The organism is Streptomyces sp. NBC_01288 (assembly GCF_035982055.1).
Lineage (GTDB): Bacteria > Actinomycetota > Actinomycetes > Streptomycetales > Streptomycetaceae > Streptomyces.
On the sequence record NZ_CP108427.1, the window covers coordinates 482,006 to 498,472 of the forward strand.

The window sequence follows — 16,467 nt, forward strand, 5'->3', positions numbered from 1 at the left end:
CGGTCACCCTCACGGATCAAAAAACGTTTTACGTCGGCTCTGTTGTCCACCACCTGCGATGTTGGCACCGGATCCGAAGCTCGGGAAGGAGGCCGGCTCTGCTTGCCCCGGATTCCTTCGGATACCTGCAAGAGGGCTTGTTGGAACGTTTTTTGAACTCTATATTCACTGCGACCCCGGCCCAGAGCCGCGAGGAGCCGCATCATGATCCGATTCTCGTCTGCACCGGAACACGCGGAACAACCGCCTATCCCGAAGCACCTGTGGAAGGTCGCGGCCCTCTCGGGCATGGCCTCCTATCTCGACGCCGCGCTCATCGTCAGCATCGCCGTCAACCTGGCGATCTACCGCGACCACTACGACATGGGCGTGTGGATGGCCGGGGCGATCAGCGCGATCGTCACCGGCTGCATCGCCGTCGGCTCGCTCGTCGGCGGCCGGCTCGCCGACATGTTCGGGCGCCGCCGCGTCTACAACCTGGACATCCTCTGCTACGCGGTGGGCGCGATCGTCATCACCCTCGCCCCGAACGACATCGTCCTCTTCGTCGGCGTGCTCGTCGCGGGACTGGCCGCCGGCGCCGACCTGCCGACGTCCCTGGCCGTCGTCTCGGACGCCGCACCCCCGGACGGCCGGGCGCGTCTCGTGTCGTTCACCCAGGTCATGTGGGTGCTGGGCATCGTCGTCGTCATCTTCCTCGGCTACGTCCTGTCGGACACCGGCATGGTCGGCGCGCGGATCATCACCGGCCATCTGATCGTCGCCGCGCTGGTCACCTTCCTGCTCCGCGCCCGGCTGGAGCTGGCCGAGCCGTCCGAGGCGGCACAGCAGGAGGAGGCCGCCGCGCTGGCCGCCCCGCGCGGCATCGAGCTGAAGAACGTGTGGAACCGCGCCGCGCTGCTGCCGATGGTCGCGACCTTCGTCTACTACGTCACCTGGGGCATCGGCGCCAACACCTTCGGCCAGTTCGGCACCTACCTCCTGGTCACGGTCAGCGGCGCCTCACAGAGCCTGGCCACCGGCATCAACCTGGCCTTCCTGCCGATCGCGCTGGTACTGACCTTCGTCTTCGTACGGGTCGCCGACACCCCCTGGCGCGACCGGCTGTTCTACGTCTTCACCGTCGTGCAGGTCGTGGCCTTCTGCATCGCCTCCCTCACGGCGGGCGCCCTGGTCGGCATGCTCGTCTTCTTCGTGCTGTACCAGATCTCCAACCCCTTTGCCGGGGAGGCCAGTTACAAGGTCTGGTCGCAGCTCACGCTGCCTCCGGACACCCGCGGCACCACCCAGGGCCTCACCTACGCCCTGTCCCGCGGGGTCTTCGCGGGCGTCGCGTTCGTCACCCCCGCGCTGATGGACTACAGCGCGTCGCTCCTGCTGTGGCTGATCACGCTCTGCATGGCGGCTTCGGGGGTCGCGGGTGTGTACGTCATCCATGTCCTCATCCGGCGTTCCCCCGACACGGCCGTCGCCCCGGCGCCGGGTCTGGGCGTGGCCCGGACCTGATTCCGCACCGGACCCGGAAGGAAAAGCACACACCGCGCACCCGAAGGAACACCGCCCATGGCAACGACCGAACCCGCGACCGTGACCACCGACCCCACGACCATGACCGCGGAACGCGCCGCCGCCCTGCGCGAGTTGCTCCCCCCGGCGCCCCGCCGCCGGACCCGGATCGGACTAGTGGCGGGCGGGCTCGGCGCCTACTGGCCTCAATTCCCGGACCTGCTCCCCCAGTTGAAAGAGTCGTCCGCGTACGTCGCCGAACGCTTCCAGCGCATGGACGCGGAGGTGACCGACGTCGGCTTCATCTCCGACGCCCAGGAAGGAGCGGTGGCGGCCGAGCAACTGCGGCGCGCGGACTGCGACTTGATCGTGCTGTTCCTGACGACGTATCTGACCTCGTCGATGGTGCTGCCGATCGCCCAGCGCTCGCACACCCCCGTCCTGGTCATCGACCTCCAGCCGACCGAGCGGATGGACCACGCCTCCTTCGACACGGGCGCCTGGCTCGCCTACTGCGGGCAGTGCCCGGTGCCCGAGGTCGGCAACGTGTTCCGGCGGGCCGGCATCCCCTTCCGGTCGGTGTCCGGCTGGCTGCGCCAGGAGTCGGCCTGGCGGCGCATCGAGCAGTGGATCCGGGCCGCCCACGTACGCGCCTCGCTCCGCCATGCCCGGCACGGACTGATGGGACACCTGTATCCCGGCATGCTCGACGTGTCGACCGATCTGACGCTCCTCCCCGCGACGTTCGGCTCGCACGTCGAGGTGCTGGAGTTCGACGATCTACGGCATCGGGTGGAGAAGGTGAGCGAGGCCGAGACCCGTGAACGTACGGCGCTCGCCCGGCGGATCTTCGCCGTGGACGACAGCGTGGTCGACGAGGATTTCGCGTGGGGAGCGACGGTGTCCGTCGCCCTCGACCGGCTCGTCGAGGACTTCGGCCTCGACACCCTCGCCTACTACCACCGAGGACTCGACGGCGAACTGCACGAACGGCTCGGCGCCGGCATGATCCTGGGCGCCTCCCTCCTCACCGCCCGGGGCGTGCCGGCCGCCGGTGAGTACGAACTCCGCACCAGCCTCGCCCAGTTGGCGACCCAGAGCATCGGCGCCGGGGGTTCCTTCACCGAGATCCAGGCCCTCGACTTCGAGGCCGGTGTGGTGGAGATGGGCCACGACGGGCCCGCCCACCTCGCGGTCAGCGCCCGCGACCCGCTGCTGCGCGGCCTGGGTGTCTATCACGGCAAGCGCGGCTGGGGCGTCAGCGTGGAATTCGACGTCCAGCACGGTCCCGTGACCCTGCTCGGTCTCGGCCAGGACGCCGACGGCACCCTGTCCTTCGTCACGTCCGAGGGCACCGTCGTCCCCGGACCGCACCTCGCGATCGGCAACACCACCAGCCGCGTCGACTTCGGCCGCGACCCCGGCGAGTGGGTCGACGCGTGGAGCGCGACGGGCGTAGGCCACCACTGGTCGCTGGCGCTGGGCCACCACACGGCGGACTTCCGGGCGGCGGCGAGCCTGTTGGGGATCGAGCACCGGGAGGTGTGAGCGCGGGCCGCGTCACGAAGTGAGTGTCGCGAGGTGGCGCAGTCGCTCGTAGTACTGGAGCTCTTCCACGTCCATGAGGAGGGGCAGAACCTCGTCGAGCTCGGTGACCCGGTCGCGCAGTATGTGGAGGCGTCCCGCGTCAGGGAAGCCGCCGTTGCCACGCCACGTGCTGACGCAGCCGGCGATGCTCATGTCCAGCATCACCATGTCTACGCCCTCCAGTTCCGCGCCGCGCAACCTGGCGGGGAACTCCGTGTCCAGGTGCTCCTGCCACAGACGGGCTACGACGGCTTCGCGCTCGCTGTCTCCGTTCACAGGAATCGTCCTCCCTCACACGGAAGTACGGCCAACGCCAACTCCCCGCCCCCGTCAGTAGGGCAACTTGATCCGGTGCTCCTCCAACGCCACGGAGTAGCGGCTCAGCAGCGCGTCGAAGCCCGCCAGCAGCAGCCCCGCCGCCTCCCCCGCCTCGGCCAGGTCGCCCCGCTCGCATGCCTCCACCACCTCGGCCACATCGCCGCGGAGGATGTGCAGCGAGTCGCCCTGGATGAGCACACCGGGCAACCGGCGGCCGGGCAGGCGGACCACGGCGTCGTTACCGCCGTCAGTGAACAGCTCTGCGTCTATGCGCTCCATGGAACCATCCAACCCGACATCACCGGCCGACACCAACGACTTGGCGCGCGGCGGTACTTGGGCACCACGGAGCGGCACCCGTAAAAGGCCTCCATCGAATTCGGCTCGACTCCCGCCGCCCCCTGAGAGATCCTCGTCGCCGACCGCACCGAGGAGACACCCCTTGCTCACCGAGTACCAGCAGAAACTGCGCGACCGCTGCCTCGCCGCCCCCGTCATGCCCGCCCCCGAACCCTGGCGGCCGGTGCTCGACAACAGGACCCCTGTCGGCGGCCTGCTCGGTATCGGTTTCGCCACCGATCCTGGCACCGGGCACGATCTCGTGATGGTGGTCTCGAACGACGGTCACGGCCTGTTCGACGCGTTCACCGGTGAGAAGATCGCCCGCGACCGGGACCCTGATCCCGGGACGAGCACGCCCGACTGCCACCCGGATCTCGTCTGCCCCGGCCTCGGACCGATCGCGGGCGTTCCGGTACGGATCGCCGGTCTCTTCGGCGGCGGCCTGCACAGCGGTTCGCCCGACGGCTGGACCGTGGACGTCGTCAGCCCCGAGTGGCCGCACGACCGGGTCGTCCTCTCGACGGGCCACGGCATCCACAAGGGGCAGGCCGGAGAGACCTGGTGGCACGTCTTCGACGCCGACTACTCGGAACTGCGCGCCGCGGGGTTCTCGCCCACCGGTCAGACCCTCGCCGTCGCGACGAGCAGCGACCTCACCCTGTGGACCTGCCGCGCCCCGCACTGACGTAGGGCCGCCTCCCCGGCTCCCGGTCGCGGCCGTTCACCCAGAAGAACAGGACCAGTGAGGACACCGCGGCGACCGCGCACCACGTCGAGACGAACTCCAGTTCCCACAGCGTCCAGCAGACCATCGCGCCGGCCGTGACCAGGATCCCCAGCACCACCAGCCCGCGCTCACCGGACAGGAGCAGCGAGCCGATCGTCGCCACGAGGTAGCCGGCGATGACCAGTTGGGCGTAGGGAAGGTCCACGACGTAGCCGAGGGTGTGGCCGCGGATCTCGGCCGTCACGGGGTGTACGGCGAGGGCGTGGGCGAGGGCCGCCGCGGTAGCCGCGCCAATCGCGACGAACACGCCGAGCCGAGGCCTGGCCCGCCGTGGCGCGGCGCACCACACGCCCACCGGCACCCACACCGCCAGCAGGGGCATGGCGATGACGGCCCAGGCGAGGGTGGCGGGCCCGCTGCCCCCGTCGGCGGCCCACACCGCCGACTCCACGATCTGATGAGCGCCGAGCAGCAACGGCAGCGCCGCCATCACGAGATCGGTCCGCCTGCGCGCCCGGACCACACAGGCCACCCCTACGGCGGCGACCGCCGCGCCCGCCACGAGGTCGGCCTTCGCACTCCAGCACATGGCACCTCCACCGGATCCGTTCGCGTACGCCTCGCCACGCTACGTCTCCGCCCCGCCGCGTCCCGGGTGACACGACGGCCGCGGCGCGCGGTCATGATCTACCCGTGGGTTCGCATCCGACGCCCGTCCCGGACAACACACCGCTCCCCGGGCCCAGTTGACGGCCGTGCCACGAAACCACCCCCGGCCTGCGCGGGAACGTCCCCCCATGATTGGCTGACCCCGCCCACCGCACACCGTGCGCACGCACAGGAGGACACCGCAGCCATGAGCAACGCCTACACGTTCGAGTACAAGGTCGTCAGCTTCCGGGAGTCGCTGATCGGCGACGCGCTGGACAGCGACAAGCTGGAGAAGGTCCTCAACAAGCACGCCGAGGACGGCTGGGGCCTCAAGGCCATCACCGCCGCCGACGTCAAGGGCCGCATAGGTCCCGGCGCGGTCGAGGGCCTGCTCCTCACCTTCGAGCGGCCTCGCGCGTAACGACCGATGCCGTACGCGGGACGGGGGACGGGATTCAGCGCCGATGCGTGAACGGCGTACCGGGGCCCTGGATCTCCCCCGACCCGCGCGGGATCAGCTCGGTCGGCATGACGACCCTGCGCGGCGGCGACGTGTCCCCGTGGATGCGGGCGAACAGCAGATGTGCGGCGCTCGTCGCGAGGGCGACCGGGTCCTGCGCGATGACCGTGACCGGCGGCGTCAGCTGCGCGGCCAACGCGAAGTCGTCGAAGGCGATGAACGCGACGTCGGCGGGGAGCACGGCCCGCACGCCGAACGCGAGGACCTCGTTGCCCGCGAGGACGGCCGTGGGCGGCTCCGGTGCGGAGAGGATCGCGGTGACGGCCCGGGCGGCGTCCGCCCCTGACCTCAACCCGTGCCGTACGAGCGCCGGATCGGCGTCGATGCCCGCCGCGCTCAGGGCCGCCAGATAGCCGCGGTGGCGTTCGCCGAAGGTCCAGATCTCCGGCTTGTCGCCGAGGTAGCAGATGCGGCGGTGGCCGTGCGCGATCAGATGGCGTACGGCCTGCCGTACCGCGCCGAAGTTGTCCACCACCACGGTGTCCGCGTCCAGTCCGGGCGCCACCCGGTCCACGCACACGATCTTCGTGCCGCGCGCCTGCGCGGAGCGCAGAACGCGGTGGTCGCCCGCGACCGGGGTGAGGATCAGCCCGTCGACCCTGCGGGCGGTGAAGGCCGCGATGACCTCACGTTCGCGGCGGAGGTCGGCGCGGCTGGAGCCGATGAGGACCATGTTGCCGCGCCGGTGGGCGACGTCCTCGGTGGCCGAGGCGACGGCGGCCATGAAGGGGTCGGCAACGTTGTCCACCATCAGTCCGATGGTCTGGCTCAGTCGGTCCGTACGGCGTAACTGCCGTGCCACGTCGTCGCGTTGATAGCCCAGCTTGCGGACGGCGGCCTCCACGCGGGCGGCGGTGAGCGGGGCCACGCCCGCCTCGCCGTTGACCACCCGGGACACCGTCATCACGCTCACGCCCGCTTCCGCGGCCACGTCTTTCATCCTGGGACGACTGGGACGACCGGTCACGCCGCGTCCTCCCGAGGTCATCCAGCGCGACCGGACCAGAGCCTGTCCGACGGGCCGACGGTGTCCGCCCAAATCCCCGTTCGTTCACGACCCTTGACGCCCACCCACGGGCCTCCCAGAATCGACGAGCTGTTAACGATACCAACCAGAAGGCACAACATGGCCTCTGCAAGAGAACCCCTTCTCGCGGCACACGGCGTGGTCAAGCGTTTCGGCCATGTCCAGGCGCTCTCGGGCGCGGACTTCACGGCGTACGCCGGTGAGGTCGTCGCACTGATCGGTGACAACGGCGCCGGCAAGTCGACGTTGGTGAACGTGCTTTCCGGCGTCCTCACCCCGGACGAGGGCGAGGTGCGCCTCGACGGGGTGCCGGTCCGGTTCACGGGGCCGATGGACGCACAACGGCGCGGAGTCGAGACCGTCTACCAGGATCTCTCCCTGGCGCCGGATCTTGACGCCGCGTCAAATCTCTATCTGGGAAGGGAACTTGTGCGCGGAGGCCTGCTCGGCCGGCTGGGCGTGCTCGACCGGCCCACCATGCGCCGGGAGGCGATCGCGGCGTTCGGTGAACTGGGCGTGGAGCTGAAAGATGTGACGGCTCCTGTGACAACGTTGTCAGGAGGGCAACGGCAGTCCGTGGCGGTAGCGCGCGCGGTGGCCTTCGCCAACAAGGTCATCTTCATGGACGAGCCGACCGCCGCCCTGGGAGTCGTGCAGCGCGCCCGGGTCCTGGAGACCGTCCGCAGGGTCGCCGACCGCGGCATCTGCGTGGTCCTCATCAGTCACAACATGCCCGAGGTGCTGTCGGTCGCCGACCGGATCGAGGTACTGCGGCTGGGGCGCCGGGTCGCCTCGTTCACCGCGGCCGACGCCTCGATCGAAAAACTCGTCGGCGCCATGACCGGATCACTGGACGAGCCCGTGCACAACGGCGACGACGGCCCGGTCGGCGCGACGGAAGCGGAGGACGGGCGATGAGCGCCAACAGCCAGGACATCAAGCCGGCCGCCCCGACGCAGGAGCCGGCCCCGGCCGCCGACGGGCGCCTCGCGATACCCCCGTGGCTCCGACGGGCCGCCGGAATCAGCGAGTTGTGGACGTTCGTGATCCTCGTCGCGCTGGTCGCGTTCTTCACCATCGCGGCGCCGGGCAAGTTCTTCACCACGTACGACATCACGCAGATCGCCGTGAACGCGGCCATCTATCTGGTGCTCGGCGTCGGCATGACGTTCGTGATCATCACCGCGGGCATCGACCTGTCGATCGGCTCGGTGCTGGTGCTCGCGGCGGTGGCCGCGGGCGAGTACAACATCCACCACGGCGGCCCCACCGCCGGCTGGTTCACGGTCGCGGTCTGTGTCGTCATCGCCCTTGCGGTGGGGGCGGGTTGGGGCGCCTTGCAGGGTGCGGTGGTGGCGACCGGGAAGGTGCCGCCGCTGATCGTGACCCTGGGCGGACTGGGCGCGGCGCTCGGCATCGCCGAACTCGCCACCGGCGGCCAGGACCCGTCCGGCGCGTCCGCGGCGCATCTCCAGAACAGCCTGGGATTCGGCAAGTTGCTCGGCATCCCCTGGATGGTGATCCTCGCCGCGGTGGTCACCGCCCTGTTCGGCGCGGTGCTCGGCGCCACGAAGTTCGGCAGCCACACCCTGGCGATCGGCTCCAACCCGACCGCGGTCCGCCGCGCGGGCATCCCGGTGGGCCGCCACCTGATCAAGGTCTACGGCCTGATGGGCCTCCTCGCCGGTCTTGGCGCGGTGATGTGGCTGGCGTCGTACGGCACGACGTCTATCGCCGGGCACTCCACCGACAACCTGAAGGTGATCACCGCGGTGGTCCTGGGCGGCACCAGCCTGTTCGGCGGGCGGGGTTCGGTGCTGGGCACCGTGATCGGCGTGTTCATCCCCGCGGTGCTGACCACCGGGCTGATCGTCATCGGCGTTCAGCAGTACTGGCAGGACGTCGCCGTCGGTGTCGTCCTGGTCGCCGCCGTCTACATCGACCAGATGCGCAGGAAGACCCGGGAGCGCGCATGACCCCGGCCCCTGCCCCTGCCTTCGCCTCAACCCTCGTATGACCCAGGAGGACACCCTTATGTCGAGCATCCGCATCACGCGCAAAGTTCTGGTCGCCGCGGGCACCGTGCTGGTCCTTACCGGCGCCGCCGCCTGTAGTTCGTCGAGCGACAGCGGCAGTTCGGGGTCGAAAGGAGGGGCCTCCGGCAAGAAGGTCCGGCTGATCACCGGCGTGAAGAGCGACCCCTTCTACATCACCATGACCTGTGCGGCGCAGACCGAGGCCAAGGCCAAGGGCATGGAATTCAGCGCCGACGGCTCCGCCCAGTGGGACGTGTCGGTCCAGCGCCCGCTCATCGACTCGGTGGCCGCGACCCGGCCGGACGGGCTGCTGATCTCGCCGGTCGACACCAGCGCGCTCACCCCCTCGCTCAAGCAGATCCAGTCGTCCGGGACCAAGGTCGCCCTGGTGGACACCACGGTCTCCGACTCCTCGATCGGCATCACCCGAATCTCGTCCGACAACGAGAAGGGCGGCCGGGTGGCGGCCGACGCGCTCGCCAAGCTGATGAACGAGAAGGGCTCGGCCATCGTCATCAGCGTCAAGCCCGGCGTCTCCACCACCGACGCCCGCATCAAGGGCTTCACGGAGGAGATGAAGAAGTACCCGAACATCAAGATGCTGCCCACCCTCTACGACAACGACCTGCCGGCCACCGCGGCCTCCCAGATCCAGTCGACGCTGGCGGCCCACCCCGACCTGGGCGGTGTCTTCGCGGGCAACACCAACACCGGCCAGGGCATAGCCACCGGTCTCAAGCAGGCGGGCAAGGAGGGCACGGTGAAGGTCGCCGCGTTCGACGCCGAGCCGGACGAGATCGCCTCGCTGAAGGCGGGCACCCTTCAGGTCCTGGTCGCGCAGGACCCGGCGGCGATCGGCAAGGAGGCCGTCGACCAGCTCGCCGACGCCTTCGAGGGCAAGACGGTCCAGAAGTCGATCGGCACCAACATGGTCGCCATCACCAAGGCGAACATGAACCAGCCCGAGATCAGCAAGTACTTCTACAAGGCGGGGTGTTGAGCACAGTCCCACCGCCGCCGCTGCCGGGTGCCCTCCTGCGTCACGGGTGCCCTGCAGCGGCATATCAGAAGAGGGATCGAGCCGTATCGAAAAGGGAATCAGAAAGGGGACTTTGCATGACCATGCGCGAGGGTGCATAATCTTCCCATGTCTAAGGTCCTCACCTCCCTCCCCACCGGCGAGCGCGTCGGCATCGCCTTCTCGGGCGGACTCGACACCTCCGTCGCGGTCGCCTGGATGCGCGACAAGGGTGCCGTCCCCTGCACCTACACCGCCGACATCGGCCAGTACGACGAGCCCGACATCGCCTCGGTGCCCGGCCGCGCGCAGGCCTACGGCGCCGAGATCGCGCGTCTGGTCGACTGCCGTGCGGCGCTGGTCGAGGAGGGCCTGGCCGCGCTGACCTGCGGGGCGTTCCACATCCGCTCCGGCGGGCGCGCCTATTTCAACACCACCCCGCTGGGCCGTGCCGTCACCGGCACGCTGCTGGTGCGGGCGATGCTTGAGGACGACGTCCAGATCTGGGGCGACGGCTCGACCTTCAAGGGCAACGACATCGAGCGGTTCTACCGCTACGGCCTGCTCGCCAACCCGCATCTGCGGATCTACAAGCCCTGGCTGGACGCGGACTTCGTGACGGAGCTCGGCGGCCGCAAGGAGATGTCGGAGTGGCTGCTCGCGCACGAGCTGCCGTACCGGGACAGCACGGAGAAGGCGTACTCCACCGACGCCAACATCTGGGGCGCCACCCACGAGGCCAAGACCCTGGAGCACCTGGACACGGGTGTGGAGACGGTCGAGCCGATCATGGGCGTGCGCTTCTGGGACCCGTCGGTCGAGATCGTCACCGAGGACGTGACGATCGGCTTCGACCAGGGCCGCCCGGTGACGATCAACGGCAAGGAGTTCTCCTCCCCCGTCGACCTCGTCATGGAGGCCAACGCGATCGGCGGCCGGCACGGCCTGGGCATGTCCGACCAGATCGAGAACCGGATCATCGAGGCGAAGAGCCGAGGCATCTACGAGGCCCCCGGCATGGCCCTGCTGCACGCGGCCTACGAGCGCCTCGTGAACGCGATCCACAACGAGGACACCGTCGCCCAGTACCACAACGAGGGCCGGCGCCTCGGCCGTCTGATGTACGAGGGCCGCTGGCTGGACCCGCAGGCCCTGATGGTCCGCGAGTCCCTCCAGCGCTGGGTCGGCTCGGCGATCACCGGTGAGGTCACCCTGCGGCTCCGGCGCGGCGAGGACTACTCGCTGCTCGACACCTCGGGCCCGGCGTTCAGCTACCACCCCGACAAGCTCTCCATGGAGCGCACCGAGGACTCGGCCTTCGGCCCGGTCGACCGCATCGGCCAGCTCACCATGCGCAACCTCGACATCGCCGACTCCCGCGCCAAGCTGGAGCAGTACGCCGTCCTCGGCCTGATCGGCACCGGCAACACCGCGATCGGCGCCGCGCAGGCCGCCGCGACCGGCCTCATCGGCAGCATGCCGGAGGGCGGCGCCGAGGCCATCGCCTCGCGCGGCGAGGTCTCCGAGGACGACGCGCTGCTCGACCGCGCGGCGATGGAGTCCGGCACGGACTGACCAACTCCGGGTATTTGCATCGCCGTTGGGCCGGTTCGACGCGTTGGGCGTCGGGCCGGCCTTTCGGCGGTTCGGGGCGGGCGAGGCACGGGGGCGGCCGGGTCCGGAAGGCGGCTCGGCGCTCGGCGCTCGGCGCTCGGCGCTCGGCGCTCGGCGCTCGGCGCTCGGCGCTCGGCGCTCGGCGCTCGGCGCTCGGCGCTCGGCGCTCGGCGCTCGGCGCTCGGCGCTCGGCGCTCGGCGCTCGGCGCTCGGCGCTCGGCGCTCGGCGCTCGGCGCTCGGCGGCGGGAAAATATCAGGTCCTAGTCGGGACCGCCGCCCCGTCATGCCCTCCCCCGCACTCCCCGCGTAGCCTTCCTCCGTGACCACGCACAACAGCATCGCCGTGAGCGTCGAAGCGATGCTCGACGACCTCCGGACCCTCGTCGAGGTCGAGTCCCCCTCCCGTGACCTGGGCGCCTTGCGGGCATCGGCCGAGACCGTCGCCGCTGTCATCGAGGCGCGGCTCGGCGGGCGGGCCGTGCTCGTCGAGAGCGAAGGCGGGCCGCATGTCCACTGGTCCGGTGGTGGCACACCGCGCGTGCTGGTCCTCGGCCATCACGACACCGTGTTCCCGCTCGGCACCCTCGCGCGCCGCCCCTTCCTGGTCGAGGGCGGGCGGGTGACCGGACCCGGTGTCTTCGACATGCTCGGTGGTCTGGTGCAGGCGATCCACGGGGTCGCGGCGCTGGACGACCGGTCCGGGGTCGAGTTCCTGGTGACCGCCGACGAAGAGGTCGGTTCCCGCTCCTCCCGGGCGCTCATCGAGGAACGCGCCCTCGCCTGCGGTGCCGTGCTCGTGGTCGAGGGGGCCGCCGACGGCGGAGGCGTGAAGACCGGCCGTAAGGGATGCGGCACGTTCGAGGTCTCCGTCGCGGGCCGGGCCTCGCACGCGGGGCTGGAGCCCGCCGCCGGGGTCAACGCGCTGGTCGAAGCGGCCTACCAGGTGCTGGACATCGCGGCATTGGCGCGGCCGGAGGTCGGCACGACGGTCACGCCGACCGTCGCGTCCGCCGGGACGCTGGACAACGTCGTCCCCGCGCAGGCGACCGTCGTCGTGGATGTGCGGGTCGAGTCGGCCGGCGAGAAGGAACGGATCGAGGCCGCGTTCGCCGCCCTCGCGCCGCATCTCGACGAGGCCGTGATCACCGTGGAAGGAAGTGTCGGTCGGCCGCCGATGCCCGAGTCGGCCGCGGCCGAACTGTTCGCGGTGGCGCAGGAGTTGCTGCCCGGGCTCGAAGGGCGGTCGGTCGGCGGCGGTAGCGACGGGAACTTCACGGCCGCGCTGGGGGTGCCGACGCTCGACGGGCTGGGCGCGGTCGGGGGCGGGGCGCACGCCGACCACGAGTATCTGCTCGGCGCGTCGATGGCCGAGCGGGCGCACCTCGTCGCCGGGCTGGTGGACGCGATCCGGAGCACCTGACCCCGGGTTTGTCGGGTCCGTTCCGGCGGCATCAACAGGCCGTCGGAGAGCCATACTTGACCATGCGGGGGATCGTCCCGTGATGGCCTGATTCGGGAGCGGCATTCAGTGAGCAGTGTCAGCACAGTTGCGGGGAAGGTCGAAGTACGGCTCCGTTGGGATCCGAGTCCCTGGGGGCAGCAGCCGCGCCATCTGGACATCGTCGCGGCGACCTACTCCGCCGAGGCCCCGCACGGACGTCCGGTGTACGTCGTCAACTCCGAGAGCCGTTCGCCGGACGGCACGATCAACATGAGCCGGCACAGCGAGAGCGGCCAGGGGTACGGCTACATGGAGGTGATGGTCCTCGAACTCGACCGGCTCGCCGCCTCCTTCGCGCGGGTGGTCGTGGGAGTGGCGATCCACCAGAACGGCGGGATCAGGACCTTCGGCGATCTGTCGCACGCCAGGGCGCTGGTGGTGGAGGGCTACAGGGAGCTGCTGTCGGACGACTTCGCGGGGGTGGCCGGGTCCACCGCCGCGACGGTCGCGGAGTTCACCAAGGGCGCCTCCGGAGCCTGGGAGTTCCGCCCGATGGTGCGCGGGTTCGACAGTGAACCGGCGGGGTTCACCGCGGAGATGGGCAACGTGTCTCGGCCCTGACCGGCTGGTCCGCGTTGAACTGCGGCAGCAGCGCCGTGACGGTCGGCCGCCGGTGGCGCACCTCGTGGACCACACCGATGACGACGGCGGTGGCCACCGCCACGAGGTGCTCGCGGCCCGCCAGGTTGGGCTTCACGATCGACTCCCACACCATCGACCCACCGGTGAGGAAGAACACGACGGGTGCGCGCCGCACGACGGCGAGATACGTGAACAGTCCTACGACCGCCGCGGACGGCCCGGTGTCGAGGACATGCCCGATCTCGGGCCGCAGCCCGATGCCGCCGCAGCCCGGCCCGATCAGGAGCATCACGCGCACCGTCAGCGTGCCGGCCAGCGTGGTCGCGTAGGCGACGACCAGTGTGCGGGCCCGGCCGAGGGCCAGTTCGGCCAGCGCGAAGGCGAGGAACAGCTGGGTGATCCCGGCCCAGACAGGCAGGTCGAGGGCGGGGACGTACAGCGATATGGGGGTACGCAGCAGGGCGAGCCACAGTGGCAGGTCGCCCTGGACGCCGCCGATGTCCCGCACGATCACGGCACCGGTCGGGTTCTGGGCGAGGGCGTGGAAGAAGATGACGCCGAAGGCTGCGACGAACGCCAGGGACACCCCCATCAGTCCGCGCCGCAGCAGCTGTCGTACCGGATCGACGACGATGCCCTGCCATTCACCCCGCAGTGTGCGCCAGATGAACAACGGTCCCCAACTCCCCCACCATCGGCCAAACATACGGATCGGAATCTAGCCTCCTGTGCGCTTCTTGTGCGTCCCGGGTCGGCCCGAGCCGTTGGCGCGGCTCGCGGACGGTACGGGTGGGGCTGATATTGAAGAGTGGGAAGCTTTCCCGACGGTTGTTCGACGACTGAAGGAAGCGGAGGGCCGGTGCGCACCTCAAGAGATCCGGCCGGCTCCACCGTGGTAGACGCAGGGCAGCGCTCCACGCCTCCGCTCAGCTGGGCCGTGGTCGTGTTCTGGCTCGTCGTCGTCACGCTGGTGGTGGCGCTGACCGGCATCGTGCTGGGCCGGGACACCCGGCCGGCCCCCTTTCTGGTGGTGCTGCCCGCGCTGATCGCCGGGCGCGGAACCGTGCGGCAGACCACCGTCGCCTCCGCGTGGGTGACACTCGTCATCGTCGGCTCCCTCGTCGACACCCCGCTGGGCACGGCGGGCGCCGACGCGGCCGTCGTCGCCTTCACCCTGGTGTTCAACGGCCTCAGCGTGGCGCGAGCGGCGCAGCGGATCCGCTGGGAGGGCGAGATCGCCCGGCTGCGGTCGGCGGCGGCCGCCCTGCAACGCCAGATCCTGCGCCCGTTCCCCCTGATGACCGACCAGCTCCTGGTCCACGGCCTGTACCGGCCGGTGGAGGAGGACAGCCGGGTGGGCGGCGACGTCTACGAGGTCGTCTCCTCGCCGTACGGCAGCCGCGTCTTCATCGCCGACGTCCAGGGCAAGGGCCTCCAGGCGATCAGCGCCGCGTTCGCCGTACTGAGCGCCTTCCGCGAGGCGGCCGTGGCCGAGCCCACACTCACCGCCGTGGTCGACGCCCTGGAGGAGGCGGTGCTACGGCACAACTCCTTCGCGGCGCAGACCGGGGAGCGGGAGCGGTTCGTGACGGCGCTCGTGCTGGGCATCGACGGCGGGCAGGAGGTACAGGCGATCAACTGCGGTCATGTGGCACCGCTGCTGCTGCACAAGGAGCGGGCCGATCCGGTGCTCCGGCAGGAGCCCTGCGTGCCGCTGGGCCTCGACGCGCTCGCGCCTGAGCCTCGTACCGTCGAATGGTTCGACTTCCCTTCGGACGGCACGCTTCTGCTCTGCACGGACGGCGTCACCGAGGCGCGTGATCCGTCCGGCGCGTTCTATCCGCTGGAGGAGCGGGCGGCCACCTGGGGTGAGGTCCTCCCGAAGGATGTACCGGCCACCGTCTACGGCGATCTGCGCCGCCACACGGCGGGCATGCCCAAGGACGACACCGCGCTGCTGGTGCTGCGCAGGCGGGGTGACGCGGGCCTTCTCTGACCGGGCGGTACGGTCACGGTCGGCCGCCCTGGCGGGGGTCGCCCGCGGTGAGGTGTTCGAGGACCTCGGCCAGTTCCTGGCATGCCTTCTCCACCGAGAGCCTGGTGTTGTGCTGCTCGGTGATGACCGAGGAGAGCAGCAGGGCGGTGAGGGCCATCGTGCCGTTGAAGGCTTGCAGCTTCATCATGACCTCGACATGGGTCAGCTCGGCGAACGGGCCCGTCTCCTGGGTCGCCGCGATGGTGGCCATGACGGAGGCGAAGAGGGCGCACAGCATGCTGCCCGCGAAGCGGAAGCGCAGGGCCGCCCAGATCAGCAGCGGATAGATCAGGAACAGCAGGCTGACGCGGTTGTGGGTGACGAGGGGGACGATCACGCCGACGGTGGCCGCGAGGCCCAGGGCCTCCTTCCAGCGGTGCAGGTCCAGGGGCAGGCGCACGGTACGCAGCATGAGCAGGAGCGGCGTGACGATCAGCACGCCCATCGCGTCGCCCACCCACCAGCCGAGCCAGACCGGCCAGAAGGAGTGCGCGGCCAGCTTGTCGCTGAGGACGAGCAGCCCGACCCCGCAGGTGGCGCTGATCAGCATCGCGGACAGGGCGCCCAGGAACACCAGGGCGAGGCCGTCCCGCAGTCGGCCGAGGTCGGTGCGGAAGCCCACCCGGCGCAGCATGAGGTACGCGCAGGCGGGCGCCACGGTGTTGCCCGCCAGGACGACGAGCACGGTCGGCTGGAGCGAGGTGAGGGACATGATCACGAGGAGCACGCCGAGGGCGATGCCGGGCAGCACCCGCAGCCCGAAGATCAGCAGGCAGGCGACCGCGACGCCGGTGGGCGGCCAGATGGGGGTGAACACGGCACCCTCGACGACGAGCTCCCGCAGCAGGCCGAGCCGTCCCGCCGCGAAGTAGCCGCCGGCGACGGCCAGCGTCAGGAGGGCGTACCCGGCCGGTCGCCGCAGATCCTCGAAACCCACCACAGCTGCCATCAGACACTGAGGCGGCCGTGTCGGCGAGGCGAGCGTGACCGCGCGGGAGGGAT

General features: G+C 70.3%; 17 protein-coding genes. 11 read left to right on the forward strand and 6 right to left on the reverse strand.

Going from position 1 to position 16,467, the window contains the following annotated elements:
* The first annotated feature begins 204 nt into the window (after window positions 1-204).
* The gene (locus tag OG194_RS02235; RefSeq protein ID WP_327399093.1) at window positions 205-1,506 is read left to right on the forward strand and encodes an MFS transporter; all 1,302 of its coding nucleotides are present in this window, start codon (window positions 205-207) and stop codon (window positions 1,504-1,506) included.
* Window positions 1,507-1,563: 57 nt separating this feature from the next.
* Complete coding sequence (locus tag OG194_RS02240) at window positions 1,564-3,054, forward strand: arabinose isomerase (protein WP_442811480.1); 1,491 nt, start codon at window positions 1,564-1,566, stop codon at window positions 3,052-3,054.
* 12 nt (window positions 3,055-3,066) lie between these two features.
* Here OG194_RS02240 and OG194_RS02245 read toward each other — a convergent pair whose 3' ends face one another.
* Both OG194_RS02245 and OG194_RS02250 read right to left on the reverse strand, forming a co-directional pair.
* Complete coding sequence (locus tag OG194_RS02245) at window positions 3,067-3,369, reverse strand: hypothetical protein (RefSeq protein ID WP_327399094.1); 303 nt, start codon at window positions 3,367-3,369, stop codon at window positions 3,067-3,069.
* A 54-nt stretch (window positions 3,370-3,423) separates the two neighbouring features.
* The gene (locus tag OG194_RS02250; protein ID WP_327399095.1) at window positions 3,424-3,690 is read right to left on the reverse strand and encodes a DUF6959 family protein; all 267 of its coding nucleotides are present in this window, start codon (window positions 3,688-3,690) and stop codon (window positions 3,424-3,426) included.
* Window positions 3,691-3,853: 163 nt separating this feature from the next.
* On the opposite strand from OG194_RS02250, the gene OG194_RS02255 reads away from it, so the two are divergent.
* Window positions 3,854-4,438 (forward strand): hypothetical protein, encoded by a 585-nt coding sequence (locus OG194_RS02255; protein WP_327399096.1) that lies wholly within the window; start codon window positions 3,854-3,856, stop codon window positions 4,436-4,438.
* On the opposite strand, the gene OG194_RS02260 is transcribed toward OG194_RS02255, so the two are convergent.
* The gene (locus OG194_RS02260) at window positions 4,407-5,069 is read right to left on the reverse strand and encodes a DUF6629 family protein (protein WP_327399097.1); all 663 of its coding nucleotides are present in this window, start codon (window positions 5,067-5,069) and stop codon (window positions 4,407-4,409) included. The two genes, OG194_RS02255 and OG194_RS02260, sit on opposite strands and share 32 nt — an antisense overlap.
* A 267-nt stretch (window positions 5,070-5,336) precedes the next feature.
* On the opposite strand from OG194_RS02260, the gene OG194_RS02265 reads away from it, so the two are divergent.
* Window positions 5,337-5,552 carry a DUF4177 domain-containing protein gene (locus OG194_RS02265; RefSeq protein ID WP_019056094.1) on the forward strand — a complete coding sequence of 72 codons (216 nt, stop codon included), beginning with the start codon at window positions 5,337-5,339 and terminating at the stop codon, window positions 5,550-5,552.
* A gap of 34 nt (window positions 5,553-5,586) precedes the next feature.
* Here the strand turns inward: OG194_RS02265 and OG194_RS02270 are convergent, their stop codons facing one another.
* Window positions 5,587-6,591: a LacI family DNA-binding transcriptional regulator gene (locus OG194_RS02270; RefSeq protein WP_327399098.1), complete on the reverse strand. Its 1,005-nt coding sequence runs from the start codon at window positions 6,589-6,591 to the stop codon at window positions 5,587-5,589.
* 186 nt (window positions 6,592-6,777) lie between these two features.
* On the opposite strand from OG194_RS02270, the gene OG194_RS02275 reads away from it, so the two are divergent.
* The 6 genes from OG194_RS02275 to OG194_RS02300 all read left to right on the forward strand — a co-directional run bounded on the left by OG194_RS02275 (window position 6,778) and on the right by OG194_RS02300 (window position 13,409).
* Window positions 6,778-7,596, forward strand: a complete 819-nt coding sequence (locus OG194_RS02275) for an ATP-binding cassette domain-containing protein (protein WP_327399099.1) — start codon at window positions 6,778-6,780, stop codon at window positions 7,594-7,596.
* Window positions 7,593-8,654, forward strand: coding sequence for an ABC transporter permease (locus tag OG194_RS02280; RefSeq protein ID WP_327399100.1), 1,062 nt, complete (start codon window positions 7,593-7,595; stop codon window positions 8,652-8,654). Before OG194_RS02275 ends, OG194_RS02280 begins: the two co-directional genes overlap by 4 nt.
* A gap of 58 nt (window positions 8,655-8,712) precedes the next feature.
* Entirely contained in the window at window positions 8,713-9,714 is a 1,002-nt protein-coding gene (locus OG194_RS02285) for an ABC transporter substrate-binding protein (RefSeq protein WP_327399101.1), read from the forward strand.
* A 147-nt stretch (window positions 9,715-9,861) separates the two neighbouring features.
* The gene (argG, locus tag OG194_RS02290) at window positions 9,862-11,307 is read left to right on the forward strand and encodes an argininosuccinate synthase (RefSeq protein ID WP_327399102.1); all 1,446 of its coding nucleotides are present in this window, start codon (window positions 9,862-9,864) and stop codon (window positions 11,305-11,307) included.
* A gap of 398 nt (window positions 11,308-11,705) precedes the next feature.
* Entirely contained in the window at window positions 11,706-12,767 is a 1,062-nt protein-coding gene (locus OG194_RS02295; protein ID WP_442811776.1) for a M20 family metallopeptidase, read from the forward strand.
* Window positions 12,768-12,875: 108 nt separating this feature from the next.
* Window positions 12,876-13,409, forward strand: a complete 534-nt coding sequence (locus OG194_RS02300; protein WP_327399104.1) for a TerD family protein — start codon at window positions 12,876-12,878, stop codon at window positions 13,407-13,409.
* On the opposite strand, the gene OG194_RS02305 is transcribed toward OG194_RS02300, so the two are convergent.
* Window positions 13,375-14,136, reverse strand: coding sequence for a hypothetical protein (locus OG194_RS02305; protein ID WP_327399105.1), 762 nt, complete (start codon window positions 14,134-14,136; stop codon window positions 13,375-13,377). The two genes, OG194_RS02300 and OG194_RS02305, sit on opposite strands and share 35 nt — an antisense overlap.
* A gap of 153 nt (window positions 14,137-14,289) precedes the next feature.
* Between OG194_RS02305 and OG194_RS02310 the strand changes: the two genes are divergently transcribed.
* Window positions 14,290-15,426 carry a PP2C family protein-serine/threonine phosphatase gene (locus OG194_RS02310; protein ID WP_327399106.1) on the forward strand — a complete coding sequence of 379 codons (1,137 nt, stop codon included), beginning with the start codon at window positions 14,290-14,292 and terminating at the stop codon, window positions 15,424-15,426.
* Between the two features lie 13 nt (window positions 15,427-15,439).
* Here the strand turns inward: OG194_RS02310 and OG194_RS02315 are convergent, their stop codons facing one another.
* Complete coding sequence (locus OG194_RS02315; RefSeq protein ID WP_327399107.1) at window positions 15,440-16,414, reverse strand: MASE1 domain-containing protein; 975 nt, start codon at window positions 16,412-16,414, stop codon at window positions 15,440-15,442.
* Window positions 16,415-16,467 lie beyond the last annotated feature (53 nt).

What these genes read in the sequence shown, in the direction of transcription:
- OG194_RS02235 (WP_327399093.1), top strand. Translation starts at nt 205, where the DNA reads ATGATCCGATTCTCGTCTGCACCGGAACACGCGGAACAACCGCCTATC.
- OG194_RS02240 (WP_442811480.1), top strand. Translation starts at nt 1,564, where the DNA reads ATGGCAACGACCGAACCCGCGACCGTGACCACCGACCCCACGACCATG.
- OG194_RS02250 (WP_327399095.1), bottom strand. Translation starts at nt 3,690, where the DNA reads ATGGAGCGCATAGACGCAGAGCTGTTCACTGACGGCGGTAACGACGCC.
- OG194_RS02260 (WP_327399097.1), bottom strand. Translation starts at nt 5,069, where the DNA reads ATGTGCTGGAGTGCGAAGGCCGACCTCGTGGCGGGCGCGGCGGTCGCC.
- OG194_RS02265 (WP_019056094.1), top strand. Translation starts at nt 5,337, where the DNA reads ATGAGCAACGCCTACACGTTCGAGTACAAGGTCGTCAGCTTCCGGGAG.
- OG194_RS02270 (WP_327399098.1), bottom strand. Translation starts at nt 6,591, where the DNA reads ATGAAAGACGTGGCCGCGGAAGCGGGCGTGAGCGTGATGACGGTGTCC.
- OG194_RS02275 (WP_327399099.1), top strand. Translation starts at nt 6,778, where the DNA reads ATGGCCTCTGCAAGAGAACCCCTTCTCGCGGCACACGGCGTGGTCAAG.
- OG194_RS02280 (WP_327399100.1), top strand. Translation starts at nt 7,593, where the DNA reads ATGAGCGCCAACAGCCAGGACATCAAGCCGGCCGCCCCGACGCAGGAG.
- OG194_RS02285 (WP_327399101.1), top strand. Translation starts at nt 8,713, where the DNA reads ATGTCGAGCATCCGCATCACGCGCAAAGTTCTGGTCGCCGCGGGCACC.
- argG (WP_327399102.1), top strand. Translation starts at nt 9,862, where the DNA reads ATGTCTAAGGTCCTCACCTCCCTCCCCACCGGCGAGCGCGTCGGCATC.
- OG194_RS02295 (WP_442811776.1), top strand. Translation starts at nt 11,706, where the DNA reads ATGCTCGACGACCTCCGGACCCTCGTCGAGGTCGAGTCCCCCTCCCGT.
- OG194_RS02305 (WP_327399105.1), bottom strand. Translation starts at nt 14,136, where the DNA reads ATGTTTGGCCGATGGTGGGGGAGTTGGGGACCGTTGTTCATCTGGCGC.
- OG194_RS02315 (WP_327399107.1), bottom strand. Translation starts at nt 16,414, where the DNA reads ATGGCAGCTGTGGTGGGTTTCGAGGATCTGCGGCGACCGGCCGGGTAC.